Below are 13,358 nucleotides of genomic sequence, written 5' to 3' on the forward strand. Positions count from 1 at the left end.
AGAGACGTTCTATAAAACGTCCCTACATTTATGATTAGAGATTATTCAATCCCTTCAATTCGGTCTTCAACTTCTTGGTACAACTCGCGCAGACGATCTAAATTATCGTCGCTAGTCTCCCAATAACCGCGTCCATTCACTTCCAACAAAGTTGATACAATCTTGCGGAAAGAATGGGGGTTGAGGTTCAACAACCGTTTCTGCATTTCTTCATCTTTGATGAAGGTTTCGTTAGTATCTTCGTAAATCCAGTTATCCACAGCGCCGGCTGTCGCACTCCAACCTGTTGTATTCACCAGCCGCTTGGAGAGTTCGCGCACACCTTCGTAACCGTGAGACAGCATCCCCTCGTACCACTTGGGATTTAATAATTTGGTACGCGCATCTAAACGCACGGTTTCTGATAATGTCCGCACTTGGGCGTTAGCTGTGGTTGTATCTGCAATATAAGATGCTGGTTTTTTACCATCACCCCGCAGACTTGCAACTAGCTTGGTGGGATCTGAATCGAAGTAGTGGGAAACGTCCGTCAAGCTAATCTCCGAAGAATCGAGATTTTGGAAAGTTGCATCAGCAGTTTTCAATGTACTTTCAAAAATCCCGCGTGATTCGTCCATAATTCCGGGGTTATCGGAATTGAAGGAGAAGGATTTCCGGTTGAGATACATTTCCTGCAACTCGGCTTCGCTATCCCAAGTGCTGTTTTCTACCGCTAAGTTGATATTTGAGGAGTAGGAACCAGAAGCGTTGGAGAAAACGCGCGTTGCTGCTTGACGCAGATTAATCCCCATTTCCTCAGCTTGTCGCAAAGCGTGTTTGCGAACAAAATTCATTTCTAGGGGTTCATCCGCCTCAGCCGCCATCTTCACGCCTTGATCTAGCAGGTTCATTTGGTTGATGAACAAGTCGCGGAATACGCCAGAACAGTTGATTACCACATCTATTCTGGGTCGTCCCAACTCTTCTAAAGATATCAATTCCAACTTGTTCACCCGTCCCAAGGCATCGGGAACTGGACGCACACCCACCATCCACATAATTTGGGCTAGGGATTCGCCGTAAGTTTTGATGTTATCGGTTCCCCAGAGGACGCAGGCGATGGTTTCTGGCCACTTTCCTTCATTTTCAGCCTTGTTACGTACCAAAAGCCTATCTACGACGATTTTGGCTGATTGGATTGCTGCTGTTGTTGGGATGGATTGCGGGTCGAGTGCATGAATATTCTTACCTGTGGGCAATACATCCGGGTTGCGGATAGGATCGCCACCAGGGCCGGGTAAGATGTACTCACCTTCCAAGCCTCTGAGTAATGCTCCCAGTTCGTTATCGGCACAAACTTGCTGGAGGCAGAATTCCAAATACTCAAATAGAGGTTTTAGGGCGGCGGTGTCAACTTTGGGATAACCTGCTTTATGCAATGCTTCTACCCAAGGTTCCTTTTTGCCCATGTTGAAGAAATTCAACCGGGAAACTAGAGAAACTCGTCCTTCCGCGTCGATTTGCTCTTGGACAAGGGCGGTAACTGCTGCACGGGTTGCCAAGGTGATGTCTTGCAATAACTGGACATCTTCTAAAATGCCTCGGTCATTACTTTGATAAATATCGTCAATATTACGCCCAATGCTATTGGCGATAATTCCCGGTAAGCCTTGAAGTCCTTCTTCCTGACGATCTAGACTAGCAATGTTGACGAGAGTTGCGATCGCTTCTTCTGCACTCGGCGGTTTACCAATGACGTGCAATCCACAAGGCAACAACCGTGACTCGATTTCCATCAACTTGCGGTAGACGTTGCCAACAATATTATCCCGCTCATCGGCACTCATATCTCTGGCATCGGTTTCTGGCAGGTTAATATCCTTATCCAGATTCACGATCCGGCATTTATCCATGATGCTGTTGACAATGGAAACACCGCGTCCACTATCTTTTAAGGTTTGGTAAGAAGCAATTAATTCGCTGAGTTCCTTTAAACCTTTATACAAACCAGCATTTTCTGCCGGCGGTGTCAAGTAAGAAATTGTTTCGGCATAACTGCGGCGTTTGGCAATTGTCGCCTCACTCGGATTATTAGCTGCGTAGTAATACAGGTTGGGAATTGAGCCAATTAAGTTATCTGGGTAACAATCGCCAGACATCCCCATCTGTTTACCTGGCATGAATTCCAAGGAGCCGTGTGTACCAAAGTGCAGTACAGCGTCAGCTTTCCAAACTTGCTCTAGGTAAGTGTAGTAAGCAGCAAAACCGTGGTGAGGACTAGCCGAACGGGAGAACAACAGCCGCATCGGGTCGCCTTCGTAACCAAAGGTGGGTTGTACGCCGATGAAAATGTTACCGAATTGCTTACCATAAATCAGCAAGTTTTGCCCGTCGCTGTTAAGGTGTCCGGGAGGTGGCCCCCAGTTTTCCTCTAAGCGGTGAGAGTAAGGGGTCAGCGCCTCATACTCAGGAACCGACATTTTGTAAGCAACATTCAGTTCTGGGCTGTTGTACTGCGCTTGGGCATCGTGGATGACTTCTTGCAGCAACGCTTCGGCTGATTCTGGCAATTCTGGTAAGTCGTAGCCGTTATTTTTGAGGGCTTTCATCACCTCGTAGATGGAACCGAATACATCCAAGTAAGCGGCGGTTCCGACGTTGCCTTTATCTGGTGGGAAACTGAAAACGGTGATAGCGACTTTTTTATCCAGCTTCGGTTTGCGGCGGAGGTTAGCCCATTTTAAGGCGCGTTCGGCGACAGCTTCAACCCGATCGCGCAGTGCGATCGCTTTCCCTGTAGTTCCATCTCTACCCGATAATATAATCGGCTCAATTGCCCCATCCAATTCAGGAATCGCAATTTGCAAAGCTACTTGAATTGGATGTAACCCTAAATCGCTATCCATCCACTCTTCTGTGGTTTGGAATACTAAAGGTAACGCCACCATATAAGGACGGTTTAAGCGTTTGAGTGCCTCAATTGCCTTGGGGTGGTCTTGTCTGGCTGGGCCACCCACTAAAGCAAAACCAGTCAGCGATACCACTGCATCTACTAACTGTATTTTGGTAATTGGTTCGTAGAAGTAAGCCTCAACAGGCTTGGAGAAATCCAAACCACCAGCAAACACAGGTAATACCCGTGCGCCCATTGCTTCCAACTCCTGCACCATTGCTACATAATGGGCATCATCCCCTGTAACTAGGTGAGTGCGTTGCAATACTAACCCGACACAAGGAGCTAGGGGATCTTTGAGATCGCTAGAAATATCCTTACGAGCTGTATACCAATTGAGGTATTCTCTGACATCCTCAAACATACTGGGAGCCAAAGGATGCCAAATCCCTAAATCGGGATAAACCACCGGCTGTTCGTATGTAGAAGGTGCAAAATCTTGTTTATCTAAACCTTTAAATACATATTTATCAGCTAGCATCAGCAAGAAGTTTTCCAGATTTTCTGGAGAACCACCTAGCCAATACTGAAAACTGAGCATGAAATTTCGGGCATCCTGTGCTTTTTCCATCGGTAAAAACTTCAGCACTTGCGGCAGCGTTCGCAAAAGCTTCAGCATTCCATCTTGGAATCCCGCACCGGATTTTTCTTTGCGTTTCCGCATAAATTGGGCGATCGCACTTTTTGACTGACCCAATTGTGCTAGAGAAAAGCTGCCCATTTTACTTAGGCGCATTACTTCTGGCATGGAGGGAAAGACAACGGAAACATCCAAGCGATCGCGGTGTGGTTCTACTGCTGCTACTACTTTCTGTGCTAAGTCTTCGATGAAAATGAGGGAAGCGATGAAGATATTCGCATTCTCAATTTCTCGTTTAAACTCCTCGTAATTTTCAGGGTCGCGGAGTTCCTCAATCAAGTACCCACTGATTTCAATCGCCAAGTTGGGGTTGTTCGCGTTAATCGTGCGAACCGCTTGCGACAAAGCACTCTGGTACTGGGACTCAAGCACGACATAGACCACCTTGATTAAACTACGTCCGCGTAAGTTATCAGGCGCAATGTGTCTAATGGTGGACTTGACGTGTGTGAACATGCTTCTACGGCTCCTTTGATGCGTGTTCTCTGAAGGAAGTTCCTAGCGGCATCATCAGCCACAGGTAACTTGTGATCTTTAGGCAATATCTGTTTTTTATCAGAAAACGCTTACCCAGTAGGCATTTTATCGTCTATCTGACACAAATCGATATAAAAAACGAAATATTTCTTTGTAATTGTTGACTTTAAATGAAAGTATTGGCTCACCTATCTGTAACTTTTTTGTAATATTTTTTTATAACTAAATAGCTGCTTAGTGTTTTATTGCAAAACAAAATTTGTCTATACTGACTAAATATTTTTTAGGTTAGTATAGACAGACTTTAATCCGCTTAGTTCCGATTTTTACTAAGTATTTAAGAGGTAGGTTTCTTTCCAATACAGTTCGGTTAAGACAAGAGACGCGATAAATCTGATGAAAAGTTAGAAAATTGGAGAAATATTTCTGAATGGCTTGATGATGCAGGGTATAAAAATCAGTTAATACAGGTTCCAGGTTTAGATTTATCACCTGATAAAGCAGTAGTTAATGTAAATAATATAAATATTGAAATTAATTAAATAGTATTTTTGATTAGTATGAAAATTTCAACTTCTCAAGATTTAGATTCTCTGGAAAATGAATTAAATAATTTAGACAACTATAAAAGCAATTAGTATTTATCTTCTGCTTAAATCAAACCATGCTTGATAAGCAAATGGGATAAATTTATTTTTGGGAAGATGCAAATTAAAAAATTTTAGCTTAGGATACAGCTTTTATTAGCTTTGAAGCCATCCTATTTTAACCACAAACAGTAAGATAAAAATATCTAACCTTCCCGTACCATCCAAACCAACATTCCCAATAAGATTTCCACTGGGGGAACAGGGTAATCGTTTAAATCAATACTCAGTGTTTGCCTTTGTAATTTCAAAAATCGCCAAGCCGTACCACTGCTGACACTGCCATAAATTGTTTTAATTGGTATATTATTGGTTTCATTGAATTTTTGTGCGGCAATCATTTCTGCTGCACATTGCCCTAAACCTGGTTTTAAATCACCTTTTTTTGCTTCAATAATTACGATGACAGGAGCTTCGATAAATATTTGTTCGGGTGAGCGGCTAATTAAAAAATCACACACTCCACTTAAGCCTAAATCCGGTGCAACGGTAAAATCTTCACCCGAAAAAAAGCTGACTTTGCGTTCAAGAATTTTCCGAACTTCTACGAGAATAGGACTAATAATTAACTCTGAACGAGCTTTTTCTGAACCAGTCGCTGTTGCTAGTGGTAGTCCTTCGGTTAATGCTTCTTTGAGATAAAGACTAGGATCTATAGACTGCGTTTCGGGTAAAAACCGTCCATTTTCAACCGTAGTTAAGTTAAAGTCGCGTTTGACTTTTGAGAGTGAAAAGTCGCTATAAGACATTATAAATAGGTGTTTTGTTGGCAATGGGAGCAACAAGAGCGATCGCAATTCCTTCATTGAGCATATTTACTGCAATAATTGCTTTCTGTGCAAGCCCTTCTTGCAGATGTTATCGAACATAGTCTGGAATTATATCAGTGATTTTGTGCCTCTAAAAATTAGGAACGAATTAGGTAATATTTGCCTCTTGACTAATGACCCCCAAATCTTGACCATTAACTAATGACTCAAGTAGATATTCTCATCCTATCAAATGGCCCCGGTGAGGTAACAACCTGGGTACGCCCAGTAGTAAAGGCGTTGCGGCATAAATTCGGCGATGACCGAAATCAAGTCAGGATCAGTGTAGTCTTATCGCCTTGCTCAAATGCTAGTGGTAAAGAAGCTGCGATCGCACTTTCTTATCCAGAAGTAGATAGAGTACAAGGAGCAGAGCATTTTTGGCAATTTTTGCTCTGGGGTAAAACCTTTGATAATTGGGACTGGAGAAGTCGCGGTGTAGTTGTTTTTCTCGGTGGCGATCAAATTTTCCCGGTAGTCATAGGCAGAAATCTGGGATATCGGACAGTTGTTTACGCCGAATGGGAAGCGCGGTGGCATAAGTGGATCGATCGCTTTGGGGTGATGAAACCCAAAGTTGCTGCTGATGTCCCCCAAAAATATGCTCACAAATTCACCGTTGTAGGTGATTTGATGCTAGAAGCTAGTAGTCAAGAGTCATTAGTCATTAGTCATTTGTCCTTAGCAAACGAGAAAGGACTAATGACTAATCACACAGACGCGTCAACAGTTTCCCACAAGGTAGGACAAGACACAGAATTGATTGGTTTACTTCCTGGATCAAAAGCAGCAAAATTAGCTCAAGGAGTGCCATTATCTTTAGCGATCGCTGAATACATCCACACTAAAAGGCCCCAAACTAAATTTGTGATTCCTGTAGCCCCAACTTTAGATTTACAAACTTTAGCTAGTTTTGCCGATCCTCAAAGTAACTCTATTGCTGAAATTTTTGGCTTCAGTGGTGCTGAATTAATTCTTCCAAAGGACGCTACAGACAAAGCATTACTCAAAACAGCAACAGGTTTAACTGTGGAATTGTGCCAAGAAAACCCTGCACATCATTTATTATCCCAGTGCTGTATATGCTTGACTACAGTGGGTGCAAACACTGCCGAACTCGGTGCTTTAGCAGTACCAATGATTGTTTTGCTGCCAACGCAGCAACTTGATGCCATGCGTTCTTGGGATGGTTTACCTGGGTTATTGGCAAATCTGCCAGGGCTAGGTACGGCATTTGCCAACGCGATCAATTGGTTATTCCTAACATTTGTAAGGCGTAAAGGTTTATTAGCATGGCCAAATATCTGGGCGCAAGAAGAGATAGTGCCAGAACTTATGGGTAAACTCCAACCGCCAGAAATTGGGGAAATGGTTTTAGACTTATTAGCCCATCCAGAAAAATTGGATAATATCCGCACTAAACTCCGTAATATCCGTGGCGAAAGCGGTGCAGCCCAAAAGATCGCACAGATTGTTAGTGAAGAAATTGGGTAACAATTACAGACCATTTGATCGTAAATAGACCCTTAATATAGGGGCGATTTATGAATTGCACCTACGAGAAATGTGGTTTTTCAATTTACTTAATCTGAAGATTCTCCATCCCTACGCCCAAGTTCATAAATGCCAGCGCCCATACAAGCTAATATTCCTGTACTAATCCCCCAACTCTCACCTAAACTGATTTCCAGACCCCAGTTACATAAAGCGCCAACTACCAAAAAAGGTACGATGCTGAACAAAGAAGCGTAGAAAGCGTTTTGGGATTCTCTGGCTTTACGAGTCTTTTCAAATTCTGTTTGGCTGGTATAAAGCGATCGCTCGGCAAAGTTAAACCAACGGTTGAGTTGTTCGATTACCCATTCATTAACTGAGGAAAAACCTAGATATAGCGCCAATGACCACAAACTCGCTCCAGCGATCGCGATCGTGTTTAACTCAAAGCGGAAAGGTAAAATTTCAGTCAGCATTGCTTATGAGAGTCCTGCAAAGGGTTAACATTTAGCTGTCAGTAGATGCTAAACAAACCTCTTGTGCAATTTTAAGCATAAAGGTTAACAAGATTTCAACTATAGGATTACTATTTTATTTTTGAACAAAATTAGTTATTGTAGGCGAGCCAGTGCGTTGCGGTGAATCCAGCGCTGTAGGCGACTGATGAACCCGAACGAAGGTTCCCGACGCTCGTTCGCGTACCGTCTCCCTTTGGGAGAAGACTCGCTCTAAGCGAAGCCATGCCGTTGGCGCAGCCTCTCTAAGAGTTGGCTTTACGCTGCGCTATCCGTTGTAGCAACTGGCGTTGTATTAGAACGGAGTTCGTAACGCACCAAACCCTCGATAATAGTGCGTTACCTGCCGCTAACACATCCTACTAGTGCGGCATATCCCCTATCCCCCCTGCCTCAATCCAAAGGAAAATAACCAATTAATACAACGACTTAATCCACTGCCATTCTTGTGTCAAACCCTCTCTTAGAGAGACTTTTGGCTGATATCCAAGAATTTTCTGCGCTTTAGATACATCAGCAGCAGTGTGGCGGGCATCTCCCATCGCTTTTTCTATGTGGTTTCTTTTGATTGGTTTGCCAACGATTTCTTCAATAGTATCTAAGACTTCTGCTAAAACCACTCTGCTACCACCACCGATATTCAAGATTTCTCCCACTGCTTCGGGTGCGGTGGCGGCAGCTAAATTGGCTGCGATGACATCACCAACAAACGTAAACTCCCGCGTTTGCTGTCCATCGCCGTAAATCGGAATCGCCTCATCCTGCAAAATCGATTTAAAAAATTTATGAAATGCCATATCTGGGCGCTGCTTAGGGCCATAAACTGTGAAATATCGCAATGATACAGATGGCACCCCAAAGTTTTTATGATACAGTCTGCACAAAGTTTCAGCCGCTAGCTTAGTAATACCGTAAGGAGAAACAGGTTGAGGGCAAATTCCCTCATGAGTGGGTAATGTTTCTGCATCACCATATACACTTGACGAAGAAGCAAAGACTAATCTTTTTAGGTTTTTAGCATCTTTGGCTGCTTCTAGCAAAACTTGTGTAGCATTAATATTGCGTTCTGTGTAACCACGAAAAGCTTTTCCCCAACTCGCTCTGACACCTGCTTGTGCCGCTTGATGGTAAACTACATCAACATCTTTTAAGAGTTCTTGCCAATCTAAAAATTGAATATCTGCTTCGATTAATGTAAAGCCAGGTGAAGAATGTAAATGTGCAATATTTTTATGCTTTAACATCGGATCGTAGTAATCATTGAATTCATCAATCCCGATCACTTCTTCCCCTTGCTGTAGCAATATGTCTACAAGCTGAGAACCAATAAAGCCAGCAGATCCAGTAACGATAATTTTAGCCATGTTGCCTATTTTTTGATACTTTCATAAATTTCTATATTCACAGGTTAGTACTTATAATCAACGATCGTCATTACTTTAGCTTGATTTTTAATCAATTATTGTACTGTTTTAAACATCAGTATTACTTAAATAAATATACTTAAGATTTAAGTAATATTAGTATATTTATTTAGTTTTTGCTGTTAATAAATCTACTAGTTGACAAGCTTAAATTCTAGCAACAGGATGGGCTTAAAACCGATATAGATAATCCTTTCTGCCCTCCCCCTGCTTCTTTTAGTCATGAGGGGGCTTGCACAAGTGTGATAATTGGTGAAAAAATTGATCCGCGAGAGCCGAATAGGGAATTCTCGTTTCGCAAGGGACGCACGAGGAAATCAGTGAAAGTTTTAGTCGTAGGTAATGGAGGGCGCGAACACGCTCTGGCATGGAAACTGTTGCAATCTAAGCAAATCGAGCAAGTTGTCTGTGTACCAGGGAATGGAGGGACAGCAAGTATGGAACGTTGCCAGAACTTGCCCCTAGCAGTAGATGATTTTGAGGGCATGAGCCGATATGCTCTCGAAAATGGTATCACTCTGGTAATAGTTGGACCAGAAGTACCTTTGGCAAAGGGAATCACAGATTACCTCCAAGATAAAGGATTGATGGTATTTGGGCCAGTCAGAGCCGGAGCGCAAATTGAAGCGAGTAAAGCTTGGGCAAAAGCCCTGATGCAAGAAGCAGGAATTCCGACGGCGCAGGCTGCGGTATTTACGGAGGCAGCAGCAGCAAAATCTTATCTAAGAGCTAAGGGAGCGCCAATAGTTGTTAAAGCTGATGGCTTGGCGGCTGGTAAGGGTGTAACGGTGGCTGAAACAGTTGCACGGGCAGAAAGTGCCGTTGATGCAATTTTTCAGGGGCAATTTGGCAGTGCTGGAGAATTTGTTGTTATTGAAGAATGTTTAATTGGGCAAGAGGTATCAGTTTTAGCGTTAACTGATGGGTTAACAATTCGACCCTTGCTGCCAGCCCAAGACCATAAGCGGATTGGTGACGGCGATACGGGCGAAAATACTGGCGGGATGGGAGCATACAGCCCAGCACCCATCGCTACGCCAGAATTGATGGCACGTATTCAAACAGAAGTGTTAGAAAGAGCGATCGCCACCTTACGAGCCAAAAGGATTGACTACCGAGGTGTACTCTATGCTGGGTTAATGATTGCACCCAATGGCGACTTGAAGGTTTTGGAATTTAACTGTCGCTTTGGCGATCCAGAAACCCAGGTGATTTTGCCACTGTTAGAAACACCCTTAGAAGAATTGATTCTAGCCTGTGTGCAGCAACGATTAAGTGAATTGCCGCCCATTGCTTGGAAAGGTGGAGCATCTGCCACTGTCGTTGCAGCTTCAGGTGGTTATCCAGGAGTTTATAAGAAAGGTCAGGTGATTACTGGCATTGACAACGCAGAGGCAACAGGAGCAACTGTATTTCATGCAGGTACAAAGTTGAACCAGCAACAAGAAATAGTGACAGACGGGGGTCGAGTATTAAATGTAACTGGAATCGGAGAAAATTTTGAGCAAGCGATCGCCCAAGCCTACGCCGCAATCAAATATATTCAGTTTGATGGGATATATTACCGAAGAGATATTGGGCATAGAGTTAGGAGTTAAGAGTTGCGAGTGCTGAATTTGAGGAAATAGCTAATACCCCATTCCCATTCCCCATTCCCATTCCCCATTCCCATTCCCCATTCCCCATTTCCAATGCCCCATTCCCCCTTCCCCTAACATATTTGTCGAATTAACTGTTAATTTTTAAGTTGTTGGGCTTTATAACAAAGACTACTAACAACTTTATTTAAGATGCTAAGTCTGTTAAAAACAATTCGAGATGCGATCGCAAGTTGGTGGTCTGAGTTCACACTCCAGACAAAACTACTGGCTGTGGCCACATTGGTGGTTTCATTGGTAATGAGTGGTCTGACCTTCTGGGCTGTGAATACAATTCAGCAGGATGCACGGATGAATGACACCCGCTTCGGGCGTGATTTGGGGCTGCTACTTGCTGCCAATGTTGCCCCCCTCGTGGCTGACAATAATCTCAGTGAGGTTGCCCAATTTTCTCAACGCTTCTACAGCAGCACCTCTAGCGTGCGTTACATGCTTTACGCTGATGAAAATGGGGAAATCTTTTTTGGCATACCTTTTTGGGAAGCGGAGGTAAAAAACTCCCTTACCATTAAACGGCGAATACAACTACCAGAAGATTACCCTGGTGATGGGGAAAAGCCAATGGTGCGGCAACACATGACCCCAGATGGTGTTGTTACCGATGTATTTATTCCTCTAATCGTTAATCAAAAATACTTAGGTGTATTAGCGATCGGATTCAATCCCAATCAGACTGCGATCATTTCCACCAATTTTACCCGCGATGTCACCATTGCTGTTTTTATCACCATTTGGGTAATGGTGATTTTGGCAGGAGTAATTAACGCCTTGACCATTACTAAGCCAATCAAAGAACTACTGGTGGGGGTAAAACAAATTACTACCGGGAATTTCAAGCAGCGCATTAATTTACCTTTGGGGGGCGAACTGGGGGAGTTAATTTTAAGCTTTAATGAAATGGCAGAGCGATTACAGCGTTATGAAGAACAGAATATTGAGGAATTGACCGCAGAAAAAGCCAAGCTAGAAACCCTAGTTTCCACGATCGCAGATGGTGCTGTGTTAATTGACAACAACATGCAGGTGATATTAGTCAACCCCACAGCGCGGCGAATTTTTGGCTGGGAAACTACTGATGTGGTAGGCTGCAATCTGTTGCATCACTTACCGACAGATGTACAAATGGAAATCACTGGCCCTTTGTACGAAATGGCAGCCGGGGAATGCGAAAGCGCCGAATTCCGAATTTTTATTAACCAACCCACCCCACGGACGATCCGTATTCTCTTAACTACAGTACTCAATGTGCAAAGGGAAAGCATCAAAGGCATTGCGATTACTGTCCAAGATATAACCCGTGAGGTGGAATTAAACGATGCAAAAAGCCAATTTATCAGCAACGTTTCTCACGAACTGAGAACGCCATTATTTAACATCAAAACTTATATTGAAACCCTGCACGACTACGGTGAAGACTTAGCTTTACAAGAACGGCAAGAGTTTCTGCAAACAGTAAATAATGAAACCGATCGCCTAACCCGCCTAGTTAACGATGTTTTAGATCTGTCAAAACTTGAATCTGGTCGCCAGTATAACTTTGATGGGATAGATTTAGCCCAAGCGATCGAGCAAACATTGCGTACTTACCAACTCAATGCAAAAGATAAAGGTGTTGAACTTCTTCAGGAAGTTGCTCCTAATTTGCCCTTGGTAATGGGTAATTACGATTTGTTAGTACAAGTGTTTGGCAACCTGATTGGTAATGCCCTCAAATTCACCAAAGCCGATGGTAAAGTGGCAATCCGCGCCTACCAACTAGATTTTAAGCCCAATCACACCCAATCTTCTCCAGTGCGGATTGAAATTTCCGATACTGGAATTGGCATCGCCACAGAGGATCAACACTCGATTTTTGAACGCTTCTTTCGTGTAGAAAACCGAGTTCACACCCTAGAAGGTACAGGTTTAGGATTATCGATTGTCAGAAATATTATCGACAGACATCGTAGTAAAGTCCATCTCGTGAGTGAAGTCGGCATTGGGACAACTTTTTGGTTTGATTTAACCGCCTTTGAGGAAAAAGCGCCACTGATACAAGTTGAACCTATTACTGAAGCATCCAAAATCACCACAGCTTGAAGAATTGGGCATGGGGCATTGGGTATTAGTTATTTGTTAATATTTCTACCCCATCTCCCAACAAAAAACAAATCAAGAACCTAATATCACGAACAAAAAACAGACTAATAATAAACCAAATAACAACAGTAAAGCCTGATTGCGTTTTACCCAACTTTTCACAGTTACTGCAAAACTGTTAGTGTAACGCTGCTGTTGCAAATCTAACTTTGTCTCTTCAATATTTTGGTAGAGGGTACAGTCTTTGGCGTAGGGACGCTGAGGAAAATTGCAAGTATCATCAGCGTGATAGGTGCAGGTGTCGCACAGATACCCGTCCCCAGTGGCGCGGTGCAATGGAATACCGGGATGACCGTAAGCTTTAAGTGTTGTCCGGCAATAGGGACAATTAATAACTTGACTATCAACGAGTTGATGGCAGTGGGGACAAGATACAGTAGCCAAAACCTTTAGCGCAAATAGGTAAACACTTTGATTCTAGCCATTTACAAGGATAATGGGTAAATACATAAGTATCTTGTTAATTTTGAGTATAGCTATCTCTCAAAATTGCTTATTTTACCAGTAAAAGTACTAAGTTTTTGTCGGTAATTTAGATTTTTAAGTGATTTCTATCACTCAAAATGATTAAGGTTATGGCATAATCTAGCAAATATGAGGTTTTGTCCCAAGTCCAATAATTA

Annotated in this window: 8 protein-coding genes; 3 read left to right on the forward strand and 5 right to left on the reverse strand. The window is 43.0% G+C overall.

All coding sequences use genetic code 11. The features are described from left to right. Positions 1 to 41: 41 nt before the first annotated feature. Together V7K38_RS14915 and V7K38_RS14920 are read right to left on the reverse strand one after the other, a co-directional pair. The gene (locus V7K38_RS14915; RefSeq protein ID WP_334858869.1) at positions 42 to 4,028 is read right to left on the reverse strand and encodes a magnesium chelatase subunit H; all 3,987 of its coding nucleotides are present in this window, start codon (positions 4,026 to 4,028) and stop codon (positions 42 to 44) included. Positions 4,029 to 4,842: 814 nt separating this feature from the next. Further along, positions 4,843 to 5,445 (reverse strand): hypothetical protein, encoded by a 603-nt coding sequence (locus tag V7K38_RS14920; protein ID WP_334858870.1) that lies wholly within the window; start codon positions 5,443 to 5,445, stop codon positions 4,843 to 4,845. A gap of 222 nt (positions 5,446 to 5,667) precedes the next feature. On the opposite strand from V7K38_RS14920, the gene V7K38_RS14925 reads away from it, so the two are divergent. Next, complete coding sequence (locus V7K38_RS14925) at positions 5,668 to 6,999, forward strand: lipid-A-disaccharide synthase (protein WP_334858872.1); 1,332 nt, start codon at positions 5,668 to 5,670, stop codon at positions 6,997 to 6,999. An 89-nt stretch (positions 7,000 to 7,088) separates the two neighbouring features. On the opposite strand, the gene V7K38_RS14930 is transcribed toward V7K38_RS14925, so the two are convergent. Together V7K38_RS14930 and V7K38_RS14935 are read right to left on the reverse strand one after the other, a co-directional pair. Next, on the reverse strand, positions 7,089 to 7,475 hold the full coding sequence (locus V7K38_RS14930) for a hypothetical protein (protein ID WP_334858873.1): 387 nt from the start codon (positions 7,473 to 7,475) through the stop codon (positions 7,089 to 7,091). Positions 7,476 to 7,930: 455 nt separating this feature from the next. After that, positions 7,931 to 8,878: an NAD-dependent epimerase/dehydratase family protein gene (locus V7K38_RS14935; RefSeq protein ID WP_334858874.1), complete on the reverse strand. Its 948-nt coding sequence runs from the start codon at positions 8,876 to 8,878 to the stop codon at positions 7,931 to 7,933. Positions 8,879 to 9,258: 380 nt separating this feature from the next. Here V7K38_RS14935 and purD point away from each other — a divergent pair, with 380 nt between their 5' ends. Next, positions 9,259 to 10,536 carry a phosphoribosylamine--glycine ligase gene (gene purD, locus V7K38_RS14940; RefSeq protein ID WP_334858876.1) on the forward strand — a complete coding sequence of 426 codons (1,278 nt, stop codon included), beginning with the start codon at positions 9,259 to 9,261 and terminating at the stop codon, positions 10,534 to 10,536. A 192-nt stretch (positions 10,537 to 10,728) separates the two neighbouring features. Further along, positions 10,729 to 12,675 carry a two-component system sensor histidine kinase NblS gene (gene nblS / locus V7K38_RS14945; RefSeq protein ID WP_334858878.1) on the forward strand — a complete coding sequence of 649 codons (1,947 nt, stop codon included), beginning with the start codon at positions 10,729 to 10,731 and terminating at the stop codon, positions 12,673 to 12,675. 72 nt (positions 12,676 to 12,747) lie between these two features. Here the strand turns inward: nblS and V7K38_RS14950 are convergent, their stop codons facing one another. After that, positions 12,748 to 13,119 carry a zinc ribbon domain-containing protein gene (locus tag V7K38_RS14950; protein ID WP_334858879.1) on the reverse strand — a complete coding sequence of 124 codons (372 nt, stop codon included), beginning with the start codon at positions 13,117 to 13,119 and terminating at the stop codon, positions 12,748 to 12,750. Positions 13,120 to 13,358: the final 239 nt, after the last annotated feature.

The sequence above is a fragment of the Nostoc sp. genome (assembly GCF_036917465.1).
Classification (GTDB): Bacteria; Cyanobacteriota; Cyanobacteriia; order Cyanobacteriales; family Nostocaceae; genus Nostoc.

Excerpts from the sequence above, each read along its gene's own strand:
- V7K38_RS14915 (WP_334858869.1), bottom strand. The coding sequence starts at position 4,028 with ATGTTCACACACGTCAAGTCCACCATTAGACACATTGCGCCTGATAAC.
- V7K38_RS14920 (WP_334858870.1), bottom strand. The coding sequence starts at position 5,445 with ATGTCTTATAGCGACTTTTCACTCTCAAAAGTCAAACGCGACTTTAAC.
- V7K38_RS14925 (WP_334858872.1), top strand. The coding sequence starts at position 5,668 with ATGACTCAAGTAGATATTCTCATCCTATCAAATGGCCCCGGTGAGGTA.
- V7K38_RS14930 (WP_334858873.1), bottom strand. The coding sequence starts at position 7,475 with ATGCTGACTGAAATTTTACCTTTCCGCTTTGAGTTAAACACGATCGCG.
- V7K38_RS14935 (WP_334858874.1), bottom strand. The coding sequence starts at position 8,878 with ATGGCTAAAATTATCGTTACTGGATCTGCTGGCTTTATTGGTTCTCAG.
- nblS (WP_334858878.1), top strand. The coding sequence starts at position 10,729 with ATGCTAAGTCTGTTAAAAACAATTCGAGATGCGATCGCAAGTTGGTGG.